This window comes from Legionella londiniensis, from assembly GCF_001467825.1.
Lineage (GTDB): Bacteria > Pseudomonadota > Gammaproteobacteria > Legionellales > Legionellaceae > Legionella_A > Legionella_A londiniensis.
In genome coordinates this window covers 31,282-51,338 of sequence record NZ_LNYK01000003.1, presented here as the reverse complement: position 1 = coordinate 51,338, position 20,057 = coordinate 31,282, and the positions used below count along the sequence as shown (strand labels likewise).

The window sequence follows — 20,057 nt, the reverse complement described above, 5'->3', positions numbered from 1 at the left end:
AGGCTCAAGGCCATCATGCGGGTTTTAGAACAAGTGCAGCTTCCTGGATAGCCGCTTTTGCCTCATGCGATATGATAGAATTAAGGAAAATTGAATCCCAATTGCCGCCATGCTTCAAACATAATAACTGCCACGGCATTTGATAAATTAAGGCTTCGGCTTGTCGGTAACATGGGGATGCGTATCGCGGTAAACCGGCTGCGCAGGTCAGAAGGCAAGCCGCGGGATTCCGGGCCAAATAAAAACAGGTCGCCGTCTTGATAGGCTATATCGCTGTAATTATTTGTGGCTTTGGTTGTGCAGGCAAAAATTCTTCTCGATTGGTTCCCGGCGATAAACTCGTCTACATTGCTATACTGAACCATATTGGCCCATTCATGATAATCGAGCCCCGCTCTTCGCATGCGTTTGTCATCCAGCTCAAAACCCAGTGGATGGATCAAATGAAGCTTTGCACCGGTATTGGCGCAAAGGCGAATGATATTGCCCGTATTCGGCGGTATTTCAGGCTGAAGCAGCGCGACGTGCAGCATTTTGGGCCGTGGTTATTGGAAACTCGGACTGAGTTTCATCATTGATCTCTTCCTCTTCGTCATCGTCCACATACAAGGAGCCAAGGTTGTTTTCCTGTTCGCCGGTAATCAGGTAATTGCGATGCTGCAGATAGGCATCCCGTATAAATGCATATTGATCAATGGCTTCGCCAATTAATCGATCTGTTTCCAGCATTTGCGAGCGCAAATCGACATACCTTAACCCGAGCAGCGAATAGACAACTTTGTCAGAAGGGATGTAAGGGTATGGAGTAAAAAGCGCATAATCGAACATCATCCCCATCCCATCGCGGAAAGTGCTGGGCCCCATAAATGGAATCACAATATAGGGAGAATGCTTGTCTCCCCATTTGGCAAAGGTAATGCCCAGATCGTTGCTGTGAGGAGGCAGATAAAAGTTGCTGGCAGCCACATCAAAAATACCGGCAACGCCAAATGTTGAATTGATGAGAAAACGCCAGGTGTCTTTGATTGCGTCATTCCACTCCGCCTGAAGCAGATCATTGGCGACTGTGGGCAGCATGTTCACATTGTTATAGGCATTGTTAATGCCTGCGCGAAGCTGCGGCGGAAGAATCACCCTGTATAATTTAGCAGGAGGCTTCAGGACGGTTGCGTCGAAGGCTAAATTGAACTGATGAATTTTGCGGTTAATCGGCTCATAGGGATCAGCGGGATTGCTGCCCTTTTGTGCACAGGAAGCAAGCATGAGGCTGATTGCTGCAATTAACAGGGGAACGATTAAGCGCATTTTTTATTGTTCTTTAATCTTTGGGTTAAGCTTTTCATATTACACCACAATTATCCTGTTGAAAACTTGGCTTGCCAGGTTTCGCAGGGCTCTGTTGGGTTTTCTGCCCTCCAGCAAGCGAAATCTCACAGAGCCTCAAATTTTAGAATAAATGTAACAGGGCCATCGTTGCAAAGCGTGATTTGCATGTCTGCTGCGAAACGGCCAAAAACGCTCTTTGGATAAACTTTTCGGGCAAGGGATGTGAGCTTTTCAAATAAAATGCGGCCTTTCTCGGGAGATGCGCCATTTGAAAAACTGGGCCTTAAACCCCGGCTGGTCTCTGCAACCAGGGTAAATTGCGGTACAAGAAGCAAATCGCCGTTGATATCTGTAAGGCTTAAGTTCATCTTGTCATGTTGATCGCTAAATATCCGGTAATGCAGGCATTTATCAAGCATTTTTTGCAGCGTTTGCTCGTTATCCTCTTTTTCAAAGCCGCATAACAGCAAAATCCCCTGGTTAATGCGCGCGATTTCTTCGTCATTGACGGAAATATGCGCATGCCTGACTCGTTGTAAAACAGTTAACATGCAGTCAAATCCTGACGGAGAATCTCGTTACTGGCCAAAATAATCGCATCAATGATGCCTGCTTCCCTATCAGAGTGGCCGGCATCGCGGACGATATACAAGTTTGAGGAAGGGTGTGCTTCATTCAAGGCCCAGGCCCCAGTCAGCGGACAGACCATATCATAGCGGCCGTGAATCAGATAGGTTGGGATATGACGGATTTTATGGATATCAGCCAGAACCTGATTGTCTTCGATAAAATAATGGTGCTGGATATAGTAGGATTCCAGTGTCGCAAGGGAAAGGGCAAAATGTGGATCGCTGTATTGATCAAGTACATTCAGATGCGGCTGGATGCTGCTGCAATGAGCTTGCCATAAAGCCCAGTTTTTTGCCGCGGCCATTCGGGCAATTTCATTATTTCCCTGAAGGCAATGATAGTAATATTGAAGAATTGATTTCTGTTCTTCCCTGGAGGCAATGTTTAGGAATGCCTGCCAGTGATCGGGGTAAACCTTACTGGCGCCATGCTTGTAAAACCAGTCTATATCCTCTTTTCGCCCCAGAAAAATCTGATGCAACAGCAATGCCTTGACATATTGCGGATAATGCTCGGCATATAATAACGCCAACAGGGATCCCCAGCCTCCGCCTGATAAGACAAAGCGATCCAAACCAAGGTACTCGCGAATGGTTTCAATGTCTTCCAACAGATGTTGTGTGCTGTTGTTGCGGATTTCGCAATGGGGGGTTGAACGGCCGCATCCGCGCTGGTCGAAAATAATAATGCGGTAATGCTCCGGGTCAAAATAGCGGCGAAGATGAGTATCGCCGCCGGCTCCAGGTCCTGGATGCAAGACAATAACGGGGAGTCCTTTGGGGTTCCCTGTTTCTTCAAGGTATAATAGATGGGGTTCATCAACGGGTAATTTATGGCATTTATAAGGTTTTATAGCCGGAAATAATGTATGCATAATAGGCTCGAAATTGGTTTGTTATCTTCAAAGTACGGGTTGCCTGCGACTTCGTACCGCACTGGAATTACTTTGTAATTGGCTGCTAAATTTATAATAATGCACCTCATTGATGTTAATGTAAGCTTTTGGAAGAATAATGACAAGTTGGTTGGATGGTCTTAATGAACAACAATGCCTCGCGGTCACAGCGCCTTTGGGTAACTCTTTGGTACTGGCCGGTGCAGGCAGCGGCAAAACGCGTGTTCTGGTGAATCGCATTGCCTGGCTGATTGAAAAAGAATCAATTTCTCCCCACGCCATATTGGCAGTAACGTTCACCAACAAGGCAGCGCAAGAAATGAAAGCGCGCTTGGGAAACCTCCTTTCTACTCCGGTAGCCGGTTTATGGGTAGGAACTTTTCATGGATTATGCCACCGCTTTTTGCGAAGGCACTACGAAACAGCGGGATTGCCCGAGCAATTTTATATTCTTGACAGCGAAGATCAGGCAAGACTCATCAAACGTGTCATCAATACCCTAAACCTTGATCCTGAAGCATGGCCTGTGAAGCAGGCCCAGATATTTATTAATCAGAAAAAAGATGAGGGTCTTAGAGCGCACCATGTTAATCCTCTGCCGTACGGCCCAAGCCGTACGCTGCTAAAAATTTACAAGGCCTATGAATCAGCCTGCAAGGCTGCGGGCGTGATTGATTTTGCAGAACTCTTGCTCTCATGCCACGAGTTGTTGCGCGATAATCCCGAGTTGCTTCACCATTACCAGGAGCGGTTTCAAGCGATTTTAGTTGATGAGTTTCAGGATACCAATTCAATTCAATATGCCTGGGTTCGTTTGCTGGCGGGTGAGAATACGTCAGTGATGGCAGTAGGCGACGATGACCAATCCATCTACGGGTGGCGGGGCGCAAAAATTGAAAATATTCAGCGATTCACGCGGGATTTCAAGTGCGCTGAGATCATTCGGCTTGAGCAGAACTACCGTTCCACTGCGACTATTTTAATGGCGGCCAACTCATTAATTGAGAATAATCAGGCCCGTATGGGAAAAAACCTGTGGACAGCGGGCGCTCAGGGAGAAAAGATTGTCTTATACAGCGCATTTAACGAACTGGAAGAAGCCCGTTTTATCAGCGAGCGGATCGCTAAGGAAATAAGCGCGGGGCGCAGCCCGGATCATATTGCAATTTTATACCGTTCCAATGCCCAATCGCGTTTGCTTGAAGAAGCACTTTTGCGTTCAGGGACAGCCTACCGTATATATGGGGGAGTACGATTTTTTGAACGTGCTGAAATTAAAGATGCGCTCGCTTATCTGCGTTTATTGGCAAACCCCCATGATGATGCGTCATTTGAGCGGGTAGTGAATTTTCCAACCCGAGGCATTGGTGAAAAGACTATGGATGAGCTTCGTATCCAGGCAAGGGAGAAGCAATGCTCTTTATGGCAGGCAGCGCTTTCTGCTCTGGAGCAGGGACATCTTGCCCAGCGTGCAGGCAATGCTTTGCAGGGTTTTATTGAATTAATTCAAAATTTGCAGTCCAAAACCGCTCATGATGAACTGGATGAGCAAATCACCAAGGTCATCAACGAGAGCGGGTTATATACCTATTTTGCTAAAAGCAAAAGTGACCGGTCGGAATCGAAGTTAGATAACCTTCAGGAATTGATTAATGCAGCCAAGCAATTCCGCTATGAACAGGATATGGAGGAAGGGCGCTCAACCCTGACTTCTTTTTTAGCGCACGCATCTCTCGAGGCGGGCGAGATGCAGGCTGATGCTTATGAGCCTTGTGTGCAGTTGATGACATTGCATGCGGCAAAGGGTCTTGAATTCCCGGTGGTATTTTTAGCAGGCATGGAAGAGGGATTATTCCCCAGCAAGCAGTCAGTAGATGAACCAAATCGTCTTGAAGAAGAGCGCAGGCTGTGCTACGTCGGAATGACGCGCGCCATGGAAAAGCTTTTTTTAACCTATGCGGAAATTCGCCGCCAATATGGTCGCGAAGAGTATCACAGACCATCGCGTTTTTTACGCGAAATACCCGAAGAATTTTTAGATGAAATCCGGCCGAAGGCGCAATTTCATTCGCCAAAAGCCCAAAAATCCTCTTTTGGAATGCCAACGGCAGTAGCCGCAGCTGGCTTTAGGCTTGGGCAAACCGTGTCTCATGCCAAATTTGGCCAGGGTACAGTTTTGGCCGTGGAAGGCAGCGGCGCGCATACCCGCGTGCAGGTTCATTTTGCCGGACACGGCAGTAAATGGCTTGTCCTTGCCTACGCAAATTTAACCTGATCCGGGATCTGTCGAGTGTTATGCCCTCATGAAGGCAAAGCCTTCACAGAACCCCGTCATTTTCCAGCATCAGGATGATTTGCCGGCGTTCAAATGAAATTTCATCTTGAATTTCCTGTGAGCTGGTGCTAGGGTTCGTTGATTGGAAAACTTAAACCTAAAATAAGGGGACAGGCGTGAAATTAAAACCTTTGGTTATTGTGAGTGCGTTTACAGCAATATCTTTATCGCCGGTATTCGCGGCAACGAATTTTTCCGCTGAGCAGAAAAAGGAAGTTGAGCAGATTGTGCACGATTACCTGGTTAATAATCCGGAAGTGCTGATTGAAGCTTCTCAGGCTTTACAGCAGAAACAGCAGCAGAATATGCAAGAACAGGCAAGAGATGCCATTAGGCAAAATGCCGACCAGTTATTCAAAGAAAATCTCGCGGTTGCCGGCAATCCAAAAGGCAATGTGACTTTGGTAGAGTTTTTTGATTATCAGTGCATCCATTGTAAAAAAATGAAGCCAGTGATTAGCGAACTGCTGAAAAAAGATAAGAATCTTCGTGTGATCTACAAAGAATTTCCAATTTTTGGCAAATCGTCTGAGCTGGCATCGAAAGCCGCATTAGCTGCGGCCTTGCAAGGCAAATACCAACAAATGCACGATGCATTGCTGAGCCTTGATAAGCGTTTGAATGAAACCATCATTATGGATACAGCCAAATCCGTGGGGCTTGATGTAAACAAACTAAAAAAAGACATGTCCGGTGAACAAGTTAAAACCGCGCTGGAGCAAAACCGGCAGCTTGCAGAAAAGATGCATTTAATGGGTACGCCTGCTTTTATCGTTGCAGCTACCCCTAACGGTGAATTTAAAAAAGACAGCGAACCTGCTTTTATCCCCGGGGCTGCATCTGAAGAGACCCTGCAGGAAATGATAAAGCAGGTTGGGCAGTAAAGATTATTTTGCCTTGCCATAATAATCTTGTATTTAGGCGTTGTTTAATCTGAGATAGGTTTCAATTTCCCGGGTTACGGCTTTGGGTCTAATCCGGGCTACAAGCGGCTGCCGAAGTTGTAGCTTGGATTCGGCTATCCCATAATCCGAGGTTGATCAAACATCTGTTACAATCCCAAGGATTAGGATTTCTGGACTAATTCGGGGCAACGATACAAATTTTTATCTAGCAGTATGAGATTTACATGAACAAACCCGCCACATTTCAGGATATCATCCTAACATTACAGCAATTTTGGGCATCAGAGGGGTGCGTTGCCTTGCAGCCCCTGGATATGGAAGTAGGCGCAGGTACCTTCCATCCGGCAACTTTTTTGCGGGCGATTGGCCCAGAGCCCTGGTTTGCTGCCTATGTACAGCCGTCCAGGCGCCCAACTGACGGTCGCTACGGTGAGAATCCGAACCGTCTGCAGCATTATTATCAATTTCAGGTTGTTTTAAAACCTTCGCCACTGGATATCCAGGAAAAATATCTTGCATCCCTTTGTGCCTTAGGGATAGATCCGCTGGCTGATGATATTCGTTTTGTAGAAGATAACTGGGAGTCACCAACGCTTGGCGCCTGGGGCCTTGGGTGGGAAGTTTGGCAAAATGGGATGGAAGTAACCCAATTTACTTATTTTCAGCAAGTTGGCGGCTTGCCTTGTAAACCGGTGATGGGAGAGTTGACTTACGGCCTTGAGCGCCTGGCCATGTACATATTAGGGGTTGATAATGTGTATGATTTACCCTGGTGCACCACAGCCTTTGGTACTGTGACTTACGGCGATGTGTTTCATCAAAATGAAGTGGAAATGTCTGCTTATAATTTTGAACAGGCCAATGTAGAATTTTTGTTCCAACAATTTGATTATTTTGAAAAAGAAGCCCAAAAACTCGTAGCACTCCAATTGCCTCTTCCTGCCTATGAAATGGTTATGAAGGCTTCTCATGCCTTTAACCTCCTTGACGCGAGGCACGCCATTTCGGTCACCGAACGCCAGCGTTATATTTTACGTGTCAGGCAATTGTCGCGCCTTGTCGCAGAAACTTATTATCAGGTGCGCGAAGCGCTTGGATTCCCTATGCTAAAGGTGAGCCATGAAAAGTGATTTATTGTTTGAATTAGGAACAGAGGAATTGCCATCAGCATCCGTGAAGCCGCTTGCAGACGCTTTGACTGAAAATTTAACTCAATGTTTGGAGCAGGCAGGGCTTAAATATGGTCAATTCAGGCCTTTTGCAACGCCTCGCCGCCTGGCTGTGATTATCGAAGATGTTGAGTTGATACAGTCCAGCCAAACAATATCCCGCCGGGGTCCGGCATATGCGGCGGGCATCAACGCCGAAGGCGAGCCTACGCCCGCATTAATAGGGTTTGCGAAATCCCTGGGCGTAGGTGTAAATGAATTAATTAAGATAACCACCGATAAAGGCGAATGGTGGGGATATGAATCAATTAAGCCTGGCGCAAGGCTACAGGAATTGCTTCCTGAAATGGTAAAAGAGTCAGTCGCCCGCTTGCCATTAACAAGGGCAATGCGCTGGGGTAGCGGGGATGATGAATTTGCAAGGCCTGTTCATTGGGCAGTTTTACTCCTTGGCAGCGAAGTGATATCGGCAGAGGTGTTAGGCGTAAATACTGATCGATTCACATATGGGCATCGTTTTCATCACCCCCAAGCCATCCGAATTGAAAAACCTGCTGACTACGAATCAGGCTTGCAAAAAGCGTTTGTTCTTGCCGATTTTAAAGCTCGACGGGAGCAGGTGGCAGAACAGGTTCAAGAGCTTGCCAAACAACATGGTTTATCGCCTGTAATGCCCGATGAGCTCCTCGATGAAGTCACATCTATTGTTGAATGGCCCAATGCATTACTGGCTGATTTTGATCCTGAATTTCTTGAGGTTCCTTCTGAAGCATTGATTGCTGCCATGCAGGTCCATCAGAAATGTTTTGCGCTTAAGGATAAAGAAAATCAGCTTGTACCTCATTTTATTACAGTTGCCAACATTAAAAGCACCTGCCCCCAGCAGGTGGTAGAAGGCAATGAAAAAGTGATGCGCGCCCGTTTAAGCGATGCTGCTTTCTTTTTCCGTCAGGATAAGAAACAACGCCTGGAGAGCCGCTATTTGCCCACAGCAAATGTTATTTTTGAGTCAAGGCTTGGTACCTTGCAAGATAAATCCTTACGAATCCAGGTGTTGATGGAGCATTTGGCAGAACCTTTGCACCTCAATTTACAGCAATGCCTGCGCGCAGCCTTATTGAGTAAATGCGACCTGATGACTGGTATGGTTGGCGAGTTTCCTGAGTTGCAAGGCATTATGGGGTATCATTATGCTTTACATGATGAAGAAGACCCTGCTGTCGCTCTGGCGTTAAAGGAACAATACATGCCGCGGTTTGCCAGTGACGAACTGCCTCAAACTGATTTGGGTGTTGCCTTATCTTTGGCTGACAGGATAGATACATTGGCAGGTATTTTTGCAATAGGCAAAAAACCAACCGGGGTTAAGGATCCTTTTAAATTGCGCCGCCATGCCTTAGCGGTGGTACGCATACTGGCTAACACGCCGGCAGCACTTAATTTATCGACCCTGATCACCAGTTCTTTGCATACCTATCAGAAACAATTAAAAAATGTTTCTGGCGTTCTCGACGAGTTGAAGCCATTTATTCTGGAACGGATGCAGTCATTTTATCAAAAGCAGGGAATCAGCGCGGATATCGTTCAAGCGGTCAGAGCGAGGGAAGATGATTGGTTATATGATGTTGACAAGCGTATTAAAGCGCTGTTGAAGTTTATCGATTTACCTGAGGCTTCCAGCTTATCCCAGGCATCTAAGCGTGTGAATAATATATTAAACCAGGCTTCATATTGTGAGTCGCAAACTCTTGTCGATGAAAAAATGCTGAAGGAGCCTGCGGAAAAAACATTATACGGCGAGATGAAGAGATTGTCTGAAGACATTAAACCCTTGTACAGGCAAGGAGATTATATTCGTATGCTAAAGCGACTCGCAGACTTGCGAAATCCAGTTGATGCTTTTTTTGAGCAAGTTATGGTTATGGTGGATGATCCTGCCCTAAAGGCAAACCGCCTTTGCCTTTTGGCAAACTTACGCGACTTGCTGCAAAGCATTGCGGATATATCCCTATTGACTTCTATACATGAACAGTAGAAAACTTGCGGTTGGCTATGAAACCCTTGCATTGCAAGACAGGGCATTCAAGCTTGCACAGCAATTAAATCTGCCTCTAGATGCGGAGGCTTTGCCTCGCCTTGAAGTGAAAGGCGATAGGCTTGCTTTGTTAATGCCAGGCTTTGCTCCCCTTTATGCTGATTTTAGCCAGGAAGCCTGGCAAGACAGACGCGCGGCAGGTAAAAACCAGGGTATCGTGCGGGCATGCAAGCCTTTGCCGGGCATAAAAATTATTGACGCTACCGCAGGATGGGGAAGAGATGCGGCAATATTGGCATCATTTGGCGCCGAGGTATGTATGATAGAACGAAATCCTGTCATGGCTGCTATGTTGCAAGATGCGCTGGGACGCTTGGATGAGTCTTCGCCTTTGAAAAAATCGCTGTCCCTAATCCACGGCGACGCAAAAGAATACTTGAATTCACTTGCAACAGAGCAATACCCTGATGTGATATATATCGATCCCATGCACCCTGTCCGGCAAAAATCAGCCCTGGTCAAAAAGAATATGCAAGCACTGCAGTCTCTTTTGGGTGCTGATGTCGACGCCCTGGAGCTGCTGCAAGCAGCGTTACAAAGAATGAAGCAAAGGGTAGTCGTTAAATGGCCGCAACGCTCAAAGCCTTTATTAAAAGCTGATGCTTCCATATCAGGCAAAACGGTTCGATTTGATATTTATTTGAAAAAAATTAATCGCCCTGCATGCTAATTGATGATTGTGCGTCCCGTGAAGACGCACCTTAAGCTTCATTCATGCTGCGCTGAGCGCAAAGTCCAGATGAATAGAGCAAAAAGAGGCAATGATCTTTTATCTAAACCAACATATGACGCTTTAAAATTCTTCCAGTTCTTCGCGAAGACGCTTTTCTTCCTCAAGCTCTTCTATGCGTCTTCTTCTTTCCAGTTTGGTAGAGAGATTAGAATAATGGGGTGGTTCCTGAAAGTCCGTTATTTCATCAACGCCTGATTCGAATTCCTCAAATGTACGAGCGCTCATGGGTTCATTCTCCTTTGCAGCCTGATTGATTTCCTTGGCGTAGCTCTTCGAGCTCTAAGAAAATACCATATTCTAATCGATAATAAAAGTCTAAAAAAATAGTAATCAGGAGAAAAATATTTTTTGGCGGCGTGAGCCATGGATAACCTGGATTATGAATATGCTTAATCCAGGTTATGGGAGCAATTTTACATATTCAGCTTCTGCGTTGGTTGCTGAACAGGTTTTTGTTTTTCTGCTTCTTCTGTTTTGCGATATTTATCCAGGGTTTCTCTAAATGATTCCATGTTTTTTGCAGTGGGTTTTTGTTCTTTGCCTTTGTCACTGATTTGTTTTCGAAACTGGTTATTAGCCTCCGCTTGCGCCTGAATACTTTTAAGTGTAGATTTATCATTCTTAAATAATATGTCTGTCAACTCATCCCCTTTCAGGTCTTTCAAGTTTTTCGGTACTTTTTTACCTTCTTCGTTGATAATGGAAATCGTTGCATTGATTCTGATTTTATCTGGTGGAAATCCAGACTCAAGGCAGGCGGCATAGGCTTCTTTGGCCAATGTTTCCACATGTTCCGGATCATTATGCGTTATGGTCATGGTAATCGCTCCATAACCACAAGCCTTAACAGCCTGGGCCAATGACATCATGTCAGCCTTGCGCGCAGAACGCCATTTGCTATGGTAGAAGAGGTTAGAGGGTTTATTAAAATAACGGTTGGGCAAATCCATCGTAAAGGTATTACTGGCTTTATCATACTGAATTTTACGGCCAGTGATGGTTTCGATAGTAGGCAAGTCTTCAACTTTAATGCCTTTTAGGGATATTTTTTTTGCATCGGCAAGTTGCTGAATTTCAACGTTGCCTTCTCCTGGCTGCAGGCCATTGATATAATCCCGAACGGCCTTGTTTTTTTCATATTGCAAAGCAATAAAGGCTATTTTGTCCCGCTCTTGTTGAGCAGCAAGATGCATATTGTTGATGGCATCGTTTGAGCTTTTTTCAAATGCCTCAAGCTCTTTCTTTTGTGATTCGGTGATGGAATTGATCATTTTTTCTTGTAAAGCCTTCAATTGCTCATCATCATACTCAAGGCTGTTTTTCAGTGATTCTTTAAAACCAGCGTCTTCAAATTTCTCTTTTAATTTTTCCAGCTCATGTCCATGCTGTTCCTTGATGGCCGTTACGGCTTTACTTTTCGCTTCCTGCAGGTAGCTTGCGAGCGCTGCCTGATCAACTGAAACCTTCTGATCTTTAATCATGTCATTGACGGCAGCGATGCTCTCACTGTATTCTTTTTGAGCTTTTTGCGTTGGTTCACTGAGCGCAAGTGCATCTTCTAATGCTTGTTTAACCTTCTTGGCGTTCTCATCATTAGCTTTGATCTTCTCTTCTAATTTTTCATGGATTTGAGTGAACTCACCTTTTTTTACTTCTTTTTTATCCTTCTTTTCCTTCTCATCTTTCCCGTCTTTTTCATCTTTTTTATCGGTGTCCGCTTTTTCAAGCTCAGCTAGTTTTGCCAGTGAGTTGACATGGTTTTTGGCCAGGGTGTTGAATGCTTCTGCGGCACTGTACCCCTTTGTAACGCCTATGCTGTCGGCAAATTTCTGCAGTAATTTTTCTTGATCTTCAGGCTGAAGCCCGGGCTTTCCAGCCACCTTGGCCTGAAGATAGTCTTTAAGTTGTTTGGCCAGATGAGATCCGCCATAAATACCGAGAGCAGCTACTATCGGAAGCATAAAAATCACCTAATTGAGTTTTTAACTAAAATAAGTATAACATGAATAGATTAAGCAAAAATTAAGTCTGCTGGATAGAGAAGCTTAAAAAACTCACTTTGATCATACTCATGCGATATTTCCGCCACTCCCGCAAAGCCAGGAATCTGTATTTCAAGTCAGAATAGAGCCTTATTAGAAGCAATATTCGCATCTAAACCAACCCGAATAATTTGATGATGTTTCTACCAGGCCGGGACGGCAGCGTCACCAAATAGTTCCTTGGCCTTTTTTCTTACTTCAGGGGAATTCATCGCCTTAACAAATAATTCAAGTTGTGCTTTCTTTGGGCTGTTTTTGCGCATGACAATGATATTGGCATATGGAGAGTCCTTACTTTCGCTAAACAATGCATCTTGGGCAGGGTTTAATCCGGCAGGAATAGCAAAATTGGTATTGATGACAGCCGCATCCACGTCGTTGAGCGCGCGAGGAAGCTGTGCCGCATCCAATTCTTTAAAGCGCAAGTTTTTAGGATTTTTAACAATGTCCTGAGCGCTCGCGTTGCCATTTTCTTTTAAGGTTATTAATCCTGCTTTCTGAAGCAGCAAAAGCGCACGTGTTTCATTACTTGGGTCATTCGGCAGGGCAATTAGCGCCTTTTCAGGCAATTGCGCGAGTGATTTATACTTTTTGGAGTAAATGCCTGTAGGGTATATAAAGGTTCTGCCGATGACTTCCAATTCATAGCCGTGCGCTTTTCGGGCTGCTTCGAGATAAGGAAGGTGTTGGTAAACATTGGCATCAAGGCTGCCATCCTGCAAGGCTTCATTGGGCAGATTGTAATCGCTGAACTCGACAATTTTTACAGTAAGACCATATTTATCCTTGGCAATTTTCTGGGCTACTTCTACCAGCTCAGTTTCAGGTCCCGCAATGGTACCTATAGTCACGGTATCAGGTGACGGCTTGCCGCAGGCGGCCAAGCCCAAAATAAGTGTGATAAGAGTAAAAATCCGCATTCATTCTCTCCTGAATTAACTAATGGTGAGTAAAGCGCATTGCAAGGCGATCGCCTGTCATTTGTAATAACTGAACTATCAAAACCAGAACCGCAACTGTAGCCAGCATGATGGTTGTATTAAACCGTTGATAGCCATAGCGAATTGCCAAATCCCCAAGCCCGCCGCCGCCAACAGTTCCGGCCATTGCAGAGTAATTAACAAGGGTAATGGCCGTTACAGTAACAGCTTGAATTAAAGCTGGAAAAGCTTCAGGAATCAAGATATGGCGTATCATTTGCCAGCTGTTTGCTCCCATTGAGTATCCTGTTTCAATTAATCCCGAAGGTAAGCCTTGATAAACATTATCCACTAAGCGGGCAAAAAAAGGTGTAGCTCCAATGGTGAGCGGTACGATAGCCGCATGAAGCCCAATTGAAGTGCCGACTAGAAATCGTGTGAACGGGATTAAAGCAACCAGCAAAATGATAAAAGGGATTGAGCGGCTGATATTGATAATCCAGGCTATAATGCGGTTAATGACTGGGTTGGGTTTGACTTTTGCGCTGCTGTATAACAAGGTTCCAAGCGGCAGCCCTAACAAGACGGCAAAGCCTGTACTGACTGCGACCATATACAAGGTTTCGCCGGTTGCAATTAGAAAATCATACAGTAAAGCCTGTGACATAGTTACTCCATAAAGCGATTGGGAGAGCTCAGTTTCAATGGTGGTATAATTTCAAGTCATGTAGCCTAATACCTCTATGGTTAAGTTGGATTCCTCACAACGTCTGATGAACTTTTGCAACAGTTCTTCACCTGCCGAGAGTTCTGCAACCAATACCCCGCAGGTTACTGTATCGAACCGGTCGATATTGGCAAGCAGAATATTGATATCAATATTTAATTCGCGGCTGGTTTGGCTGATAAAAGGCACAGTTGCCCCTTCGCCCTCAAAAAAGAGTCGAACAAGCGGAGACTGATTGGGTTGGTCGCTTATCCGGGAACTGAGGCACAGCGGCAGCTCGGGGCTCAATTGCGCGTATAACATGCTGCGGGCAATGCTCTGCTTGTCTTTAAATACGTTGGCAATAGCTGTAGTTTCAACAATTTTGCCTTTGTCCATCACAGCCAGACGGTGGCAAATTCGTTTTACCACATCCATTTCATGAGTAATTAATACAATAGTAATGCCATATAACTGATTGATTTTTTTTAATAATGTCAAAATAGCGTCAGTGGTTTCAGGATCAAGGGCTGATGTTGCTTCATCACATAAGAGTATTTTGGGTGAGCAGCTCAATGCCCGGGCAATGGCAACCCGCTGCTTTTGCCCGCCGCTTAACTGTGCAGGGTATGCCTGGGCTTTATCTTCGAGCTCGACCAGAGGCAATAATTCCTCAATCCGCTTTTGAATGGCTTCTTCGCTGATGCCCTGGATGCGCATCGGCAAGGCGATATTGTCATATACTGTTTTCGCGTTGAGTAAATTAAACTGCTGAAAAATCATGGCCATTTTATGGCGAGCTTGGCGAAGGCCGGCCGAGTTAAGTTCAGTGAGGCTGACTTGATCAACGATCACGCTTCCCTGTTCAGGGCGTTCAAGGAGATTCATGCATCGCAAAAGAGTTGACTTCCCCGCGCCGCTTCTGCCAATAATGCCAAAAATTTCTCCTTCCTGGATAAACAGGGTTACATTATCCAATGCGCGGTGATGGGTATAGGATTTTGTTATGCCATGTAATTCAATCATTTTGATACCAGGTTGGCAGCAGGCGGGAACGCTAGAGAGGGAAGATCGAGCCCGCTTTAGCCGTTTTTCAATAATCGACATCAATTATTGAGCGCCCGCAAGCTGAGAGTTCAAATCGGCGCTAAATGGATTATACAGAAATGGTGATAATTCACAACCTTGGTATGAGACTTTCAGGGTAAAATCATGCTTTGGCTGCATCATGCTTGTTTTGCATCATTTTCGCAAAAGCTGGAATGACACAAAATAATTGAATTAGCCCGGCATAATATTCTATTCTCCACTCAAAGCGGTATGCTTCTGTCTTTACTGCCCTGAATTTATGTCTGCAATTCTTTGCGGTTTTTGAAGTATAAAAGCGCTTCCGGATTGGCAATTGAACTTGTGTTTTTTACTTCTTCCCCATGAACAACCTGGCGTACAGCCAGTTCCACGACTTTATTGTTAATGGTATGGGGTATATCTTCCACTTGCAGAATTTTCGCAGGCACATGGCGGGGAGAGGCATTATTGCGTATCGTTTGGCAAATCGTCTTGGACAGTTCATCCGTCAAGGTTAAGCCAGGCTGCAGCTTAACGAACAAAACGATCCGGACATCGTCTTGCCAGTTTTGGCCAATGACCACGCTATCCAGCACTTGCGGGATTTTTTCTACTTGCCGATAAATTTCTGCAGTGCCGATTCTCACTCCGCCAGGATTGAGCACCGCATCAGAGCGCCCATAAATAATTAATCCATGATGCCTTGTGATTTCAGCATAATCTCCGTGGGCCCATACGCCAGGAAAGCGCTCAAAATAGGCATTTTTATAGTTCCTATTCTCCGGATCATTCCAAAACCCAAGCGGCATGGTCGGAAATGGTTGCGTACAGACTAATTCTCCACGTTGCTGCTCGACAGGGTTTCCGTCTTCGTCAAATACTTTAACATCCATACCCAAACCCAAACATTGCAGTTCTCCCCGGTAAACGGGCAAAACGGGATTTCCAAGAGCAAAGCAGGAAACAATGTCTGTGCCGCCCGAGATCGAGGAAAGCTGTATATCTTCTTTAATATGCTGATAGACAAAATCATAATTTTTAGGCAACAGGGGAGAGCCTGTAGAGAGCAGGCAGCGCAAACTGCCAAGTTGAAATTTTTGCCTTGGCGAGACATTATTCTTTTCAACGCTTGAGATAAACTTGGCGCTGGTTCCAAAAACCGTGATTTTTTCTTCTTCAATGAGTTGAAACAGCCTCAAAGCATCGGGAAATAAAGGGGAGCCTTCATATAAGGTTAAGGTTCCTCCAAGCGCCAGAATTGACACCATCCAGTTCCACATCATCCAGCCACAGGTCGTGTAAAAAAATAAATTATCATGAGCGCCTATGTCTGTATGTAAACCAAGTTCCTTAAGATGCTGCAAGAGAACTCCTCCTGCGCCGTGTATGATGCATTTGGGCTTGCCGGTAGTGCCTGATGAAAAAAGGATATACAGCGGGTGAGAAAATGGCAGAGATACAAAATCAAGCTTTTCTTTGGGTGTTATAAAATCATCCCAGAGCATTGCCTTGGGGATAGAGGCTAAATCCGGCGACTGGTGCAGTATGGGACATACAATAAGATGTTCTACAGAAGGTATCAGTTTTAAAATTTGTTTTGCTTTTTCCAAATCATCATGAATTTTTTCATGATACTGATGCCCATCAGAAATCAGTAACAGTTTGGGTTCTATTTGCCCCAGCCGATCTGCTGCCGCATGGACTCCAAAATCTGGAGAGCAGGATGACCAGATGGCGCCTATGGAGGCGGTTGCCAAAAAGGCAATCACTGTATAAGCAACGTTCGGCAGAATCGCGGCCACCCGATCGCCGCTTTTTATGCCAAGTGATTTAAGCCCTTCCGCACAGGCAGAAACGGCAAGATACAATTCCCGGTAGGTTAGCATCTTGCGGCTTCCATTCTCCATAATGCTTATCAGGGCAGGATGATCATCTTTTCTGGATAATGCCTTTTCAGCATAGTTCAAGGTCGCGCCTTCAAACCATCTGGCTTCAAGCATATGTTGATAATCGTTCAGGATCTGTTTAGGCGGCGAGTCGAATGTCAGATGGAAAAAAGACTGGATCGATTGCCAGAATAAAGCTGGATTTTTTATTGACCAGCCATGCAGATCCTGATAGTTGGCAAAATCCTGCTGATGAATCTCCTCCACAAAGCGTAAAAAACGCCACATCCTGGTTGCCTTGGGATCTTTAGGTTGCCATACTAAAGTATTGTTCATCGAATCCATCCTTTTGTAATCGATTGGGAGCAGAAACCTGCAGAACCGCGTGGGGGCGGTTCAGTCTTTGTGAAGCGGTTGCTGTTGTGTTATGCAGTGTATGCCTCCGCCGCCTGCGAATATATCAAGCGCATTGACCTGTATTATCTTATAATCCGGGAATAATTTAATAAATAGATCATAGGCAGCTTTATCATGCAGGGCATGGCCGAAAGACGGCATAATAATTCCCTTGTTGGCATGATAAAAATTAATATAGGACAAAGTTAAGCGTTCTCCATTAAGATAGGTTGCAGGAGGTAACTCTACAGTAAAAATTTCAAGTGGATGACCGTTGGCATCCGTCGCGTTCTCTAAAATCCCAAGGTTCTCCTGAAGAATTTCATAATTTTCATCCTCTGGATCATGAGAAACAAGGGCAAGCACCTTCCCGGGCGCGATAAAACAGGCAATTTCGTCAACATGCCCATCTGTTTCGTCACCGACCAGCCCTTTATTGAGCCAGATGATTTTTTCTGCACCCAGGAAATCTTTTAAATACTGTTCAATGTCTTTTTGGCTAAGGTGTGGATTCCGGTTTTTATTCAACAGGCATTCACGGGTGGTTAAAACGGTTCCTTCACCATCCACATGAAACGAACCGCCTTCCATCACAAGTGGGGCATGAAAGTACCGGGCTCCTGTTTTGTTGATGATCATGGAAGCGATTTGGTTATCAAGTGCATAGTCTTTATAATTTTCACCCCAGGCATTATGAATCCAGTCAACGCCTGCAAGCTTTCCCTCAGTATCTAATAAAAAAGTAGGGCCGGTATCACGCAGCCAGGAGTCATTGATAGGCTGAACTTGTAATTGGATGTCATCACCGCACATTTGAGCGGCAATATTCATATCCAAAGGATTAACCAGCATGGTGACGGGTTCAAATTGGGCGATTGCCTTGGCAATATTGGCATAGGCATTTCTGGCTCTTTGAAGGCCAATCTGTTCCCAGGTAGGCTGATGGCATGGCCATGCCATCCAGCAGCCTGCATGAGGATGCCATTCAGCCGGCATACTGAACCCGGATTGTTTTGGCGTCATAATTGTTTCCTGTTTTGTATGTCCTGGGAAAGCTGCGATTTTGATGCATTTCCATCCAGATAAGTGAGCTGGGTGAAAATGCTGCGCAATTCATTTAAGTAAAAATGAATTCTATCTTCTTCCAATTCACTGTTATTTAATTGCTTTTCATAGGACTGCAGTAATTTTTTTGTATCAAAATGGGCATAGCCCAGCACATTGGCTACGGTATCACCGCTGACCAGATCTGTCATTTCAAAACTGCCGTTTTCATTGAGCTTGACATCCAATGAATTGGTATCGCCAAATAAGTTATGCAAATTGCCCAATACTTCCTGGTAGGCGCCAACCAGAAAAAATCCGAGCGCATAGGGATTTTCAGCCTGGTATTCGGGAAGAAGAAGCGTTTTATTGATTGAACTGCTTCCCGTATATTGTTTTAACGTACCATCTGAATCGCAGGTTAGATCTTGCAAGATACCGTGCATGTCCAGATTATCTGACAAGTGAGAAATAGGGGCTACAGGGAAAATCTGGCCAATAGCCCAGGCATCGGGCAGGGATTGAAAAAATGAAATATTGCAAAATACCTTGGCTGCCAAATGTTCGTTAATGACATCGATTAACTCACGATCACCTGGGTTATTTTCATCCAGCCTCTCTCTGACAGTAAGGCAAACTGCATTATACAGTTGCTCGACCTTGGCTTTTTCACTTAAGCTGATAACGCCATGTTTAAACATGGATTGTGCTTCATCAAGAGCATAGGCAGCATAATGATAACTCTCGGAAGGTGATGTTTCTTTTGCTGCAAGATACGTTTGCCATAAATCATGAATGATTCTTGAATCATTGGGCTCAATGACAGGCAATGCTGATTGCGTGATGCGTTCAACTTCTGTGATATTGGTAATGAGCACCGCATGATGGGCGGTCAAGGCGCGTCCGGACTCGGAAATGATATCTGGATGGGGAAGGCCGGAATCGTGACATAGATCGCTGACGGCTGAAAGCACATGGGCAGCATATTCCTTGAGGCTGTAATTCATGGAGCAGCCTGTGTTTGAGCGCGTTCCTTCATAATCGACGCTTAATCCGCCGCCGATATCAATTGTTGCAATTGGAGCATTCAAATGGCGCAACTCGACATAATAACGAGCTACTTCCTGCATGCAGTTTCGAATATCCTGAATATTTGCGATTTGCGAACCGAGATGACAATGCATCAATTGCAGGCAATCAAGAACCTGGTTTGATTTTAATTTTTTTATCAAATCAAGCACTTGATCCGCGTTGAGCCCAAATTTGGATTTTGCGCCGCCCGTGTTCTCCCATTTGCCGGCACCTGTGGTGCTTAAGCGGATCCGTACGCCGATTCTGGGCTTGACAGCCAGTCTTTGTGATTCGCGAAGGATAATGTCAAGCTCTGTGGGCTTTTCCACCACAATAAAAACTTTATGCCCGATCTTTTCTGCAATCAGCGCTGTTACAATGTATGACTTGTCTTTGTAGCCGTTGCAGATGATGGTAGAAGGCTTCTCGCCCAGTAAGCCCAAAACAGCCATCAATTCGGGTTTGCTGCCTGCTTCAAGGCCAAGATGGTGATTCGGCGCTTTGAGCAATTCTCGAACCACGCAATGTTCCTGATTGACCTTAATGGGGTAGACGAGTTGATACCGGCCTTGATAGTTGGTTTCGGCAATAGCTTCAGAAAAGGCTTCATACACCCTGGCAACCCTGTCATGCAGAATATCGATAAAGCGTATGAGCAGGGGAAGATGAAGCCCTGCGCGGCTTGCTGCATGGATAATCCTGTTGAGCTCGACGCCTTTTCCCAGGCTGTTTTTACTCACTTCGATATGGCCTGTGGGGTTAATGCGGAAATATCCCTCTCCCCAATGGCCTATGTTATATAAATTGTGATCAGATAGAGCATTGACGTTCATCTT

17 protein-coding genes are annotated in these 20,057 nt (G+C 45.2%); 5 read left to right on the top strand and 12 right to left on the bottom strand.

Annotated features, from left to right (window positions below):
- Nucleotides 1–80 precede the first annotated feature (80 nt).
- The 4 genes from trmL to pip all read right to left on the bottom strand — a co-directional run bounded on the left by trmL (nt 81) and on the right by pip (nt 2,830).
- Nucleotides 81–533, bottom strand: a complete 453-nt coding sequence (gene trmL, locus Llon_RS01825) for a tRNA (uridine(34)/cytosine(34)/5-carboxymethylaminomethyluridine(34)-2'-O)-methyltransferase TrmL (RefSeq protein WP_058528369.1) — start codon at nt 531–533, stop codon at nt 81–83.
- Entirely contained in the window at nt 505–1,305 is an 801-nt protein-coding gene (locus tag Llon_RS01820) for an MlaA family lipoprotein (RefSeq protein ID WP_058528368.1), read from the bottom strand. The genes trmL and Llon_RS01820 overlap by 29 nt, the downstream gene beginning before the upstream one ends.
- 125 nt (nt 1,306–1,430) lie before the next feature.
- The gene (gene dtd, locus Llon_RS01815; RefSeq protein ID WP_058528367.1) at nt 1,431–1,877 is read right to left on the bottom strand and encodes a D-aminoacyl-tRNA deacylase; all 447 of its coding nucleotides are present in this window, start codon (nt 1,875–1,877) and stop codon (nt 1,431–1,433) included.
- The gene (pip, locus tag Llon_RS01810) at nt 1,871–2,830 is read right to left on the bottom strand and encodes a prolyl aminopeptidase (protein WP_058528366.1); all 960 of its coding nucleotides are present in this window, start codon (nt 2,828–2,830) and stop codon (nt 1,871–1,873) included. Before pip ends, dtd begins: the two co-directional genes overlap by 7 nt.
- Before the next feature lie 139 nt (nt 2,831–2,969).
- Between pip and uvrD the strand changes: the two genes are divergently transcribed.
- From uvrD to Llon_RS01785, 5 genes are all read left to right on the top strand, one after another.
- On the top strand, nt 2,970–5,126 hold the full coding sequence (uvrD, locus tag Llon_RS01805) for a DNA helicase II (RefSeq protein WP_058528365.1): 2,157 nt from the start codon (nt 2,970–2,972) through the stop codon (nt 5,124–5,126).
- Nucleotides 5,127–5,302: 176 nt separating this feature from the next.
- Nucleotides 5,303–6,070, top strand: a complete 768-nt coding sequence (locus tag Llon_RS01800) for a DsbA family protein (RefSeq protein WP_083503232.1) — start codon at nt 5,303–5,305, stop codon at nt 6,068–6,070.
- Nucleotides 6,071–6,315: 245 nt separating this feature from the next.
- Nucleotides 6,316–7,221 carry a glycine--tRNA ligase subunit alpha gene (glyQ, locus tag Llon_RS01795; protein ID WP_058528364.1) on the top strand — a complete coding sequence of 302 codons (906 nt, stop codon included), beginning with the start codon at nt 6,316–6,318 and terminating at the stop codon, nt 7,219–7,221.
- On the top strand, nt 7,211–9,295 hold the full coding sequence (gene glyS / locus Llon_RS01790; protein WP_058528363.1) for a glycine--tRNA ligase subunit beta: 2,085 nt from the start codon (nt 7,211–7,213) through the stop codon (nt 9,293–9,295). Before glyQ ends, glyS begins: the two co-directional genes overlap by 11 nt.
- Nucleotides 9,285–10,025 carry a class I SAM-dependent methyltransferase gene (locus Llon_RS01785; protein WP_058528362.1) on the top strand — a complete coding sequence of 247 codons (741 nt, stop codon included), beginning with the start codon at nt 9,285–9,287 and terminating at the stop codon, nt 10,023–10,025. Before glyS ends, Llon_RS01785 begins: the two co-directional genes overlap by 11 nt.
- Before the next feature lie 123 nt (nt 10,026–10,148).
- Here Llon_RS01785 and Llon_RS11585 read toward each other — a convergent pair whose 3' ends face one another.
- The 8 genes from Llon_RS11585 to speA all read right to left on the bottom strand — a co-directional run bounded on the left by Llon_RS11585 (nt 10,149) and on the right by speA (nt 20,054).
- The gene (locus Llon_RS11585) at nt 10,149–10,313 is read right to left on the bottom strand and encodes a PA3496 family putative envelope integrity protein (protein ID WP_165474510.1); all 165 of its coding nucleotides are present in this window, start codon (nt 10,311–10,313) and stop codon (nt 10,149–10,151) included.
- A 188-nt stretch (nt 10,314–10,501) separates the two neighbouring features.
- On the bottom strand, nt 10,502–12,049 hold the full coding sequence (locus Llon_RS01780) for a hypothetical protein (protein ID WP_058528361.1): 1,548 nt from the start codon (nt 12,047–12,049) through the stop codon (nt 10,502–10,504).
- 224 nt (nt 12,050–12,273) lie between these two features.
- Nucleotides 12,274–13,050: a MetQ/NlpA family ABC transporter substrate-binding protein gene (locus Llon_RS01775; protein WP_058528360.1), complete on the bottom strand. Its 777-nt coding sequence runs from the start codon at nt 13,048–13,050 to the stop codon at nt 12,274–12,276.
- Nucleotides 13,051–13,069: 19 nt separating this feature from the next.
- On the bottom strand, nt 13,070–13,717 hold the full coding sequence (locus tag Llon_RS01770; RefSeq protein ID WP_058528359.1) for a methionine ABC transporter permease: 648 nt from the start codon (nt 13,715–13,717) through the stop codon (nt 13,070–13,072).
- A 51-nt stretch (nt 13,718–13,768) separates the two neighbouring features.
- Nucleotides 13,769–14,782 carry a methionine ABC transporter ATP-binding protein gene (locus Llon_RS01765; RefSeq protein WP_058528358.1) on the bottom strand — a complete coding sequence of 338 codons (1,014 nt, stop codon included), beginning with the start codon at nt 14,780–14,782 and terminating at the stop codon, nt 13,769–13,771.
- Nucleotides 14,783–15,102: 320 nt separating this feature from the next.
- Complete coding sequence (locus tag Llon_RS01760; protein ID WP_058528357.1) at nt 15,103–17,046, bottom strand: acetoacetate--CoA ligase; 1,944 nt, start codon at nt 17,044–17,046, stop codon at nt 15,103–15,105.
- Between the two features lie 60 nt (nt 17,047–17,106).
- Complete coding sequence (locus Llon_RS01755; RefSeq protein ID WP_058528356.1) at nt 17,107–18,129, bottom strand: agmatine deiminase family protein; 1,023 nt, start codon at nt 18,127–18,129, stop codon at nt 17,107–17,109.
- On the bottom strand, nt 18,126–20,054 hold the full coding sequence (speA, locus tag Llon_RS01750) for a biosynthetic arginine decarboxylase (RefSeq protein WP_058528355.1): 1,929 nt from the start codon (nt 20,052–20,054) through the stop codon (nt 18,126–18,128). Before speA ends, Llon_RS01755 begins: the two co-directional genes overlap by 4 nt.
- Nucleotides 20,055–20,057 lie beyond the last annotated feature (3 nt).

Coding starts and splice junctions, on each gene's coding strand:
- trmL (WP_058528369.1), bottom strand. CDS start 533: ATGCTGCACGTCGCGCTGCTTCAGCCTGAAATACCGCCGAATACGGGC.
- Llon_RS01820 (WP_058528368.1), bottom strand. CDS start 1,305: ATGCGCTTAATCGTTCCCCTGTTAATTGCAGCAATCAGCCTCATGCTT.
- dtd (WP_058528367.1), bottom strand. CDS start 1,877: ATGTTAACTGTTTTACAACGAGTCAGGCATGCGCATATTTCCGTCAAT.
- pip (WP_058528366.1), bottom strand. CDS start 2,830: ATGCATACATTATTTCCGGCTATAAAACCTTATAAATGCCATAAATTA.
- uvrD (WP_058528365.1), top strand. CDS start 2,970: ATGACAAGTTGGTTGGATGGTCTTAATGAACAACAATGCCTCGCGGTC.
- glyQ (WP_058528364.1), top strand. CDS start 6,316: ATGAACAAACCCGCCACATTTCAGGATATCATCCTAACATTACAGCAA.
- glyS (WP_058528363.1), top strand. CDS start 7,211: ATGAAAAGTGATTTATTGTTTGAATTAGGAACAGAGGAATTGCCATCA.
- Llon_RS01785 (WP_058528362.1), top strand. CDS start 9,285: ATGAACAGTAGAAAACTTGCGGTTGGCTATGAAACCCTTGCATTGCAA.
- Llon_RS11585 (WP_165474510.1), bottom strand. CDS start 10,313: ATGAGCGCTCGTACATTTGAGGAATTCGAATCAGGCGTTGATGAAATA.
- Llon_RS01780 (WP_058528361.1), bottom strand. CDS start 12,049: ATGCTTCCGATAGTAGCTGCTCTCGGTATTTATGGCGGATCTCATCTG.
- Llon_RS01775 (WP_058528360.1), bottom strand. CDS start 13,050: ATGCGGATTTTTACTCTTATCACACTTATTTTGGGCTTGGCCGCCTGC.
- Llon_RS01770 (WP_058528359.1), bottom strand. CDS start 13,717: ATGTCACAGGCTTTACTGTATGATTTTCTAATTGCAACCGGCGAAACC.
- Llon_RS01765 (WP_058528358.1), bottom strand. CDS start 14,782: ATGATTGAATTACATGGCATAACAAAATCCTATACCCATCACCGCGCA.
- Llon_RS01760 (WP_058528357.1), bottom strand. CDS start 17,046: ATGAACAATACTTTAGTATGGCAACCTAAAGATCCCAAGGCAACCAGG.
- Llon_RS01755 (WP_058528356.1), bottom strand. CDS start 18,129: ATGACGCCAAAACAATCCGGGTTCAGTATGCCGGCTGAATGGCATCCT.
- speA (WP_058528355.1), bottom strand. CDS start 20,054: ATGAACGTCAATGCTCTATCTGATCACAATTTATATAACATAGGCCAT.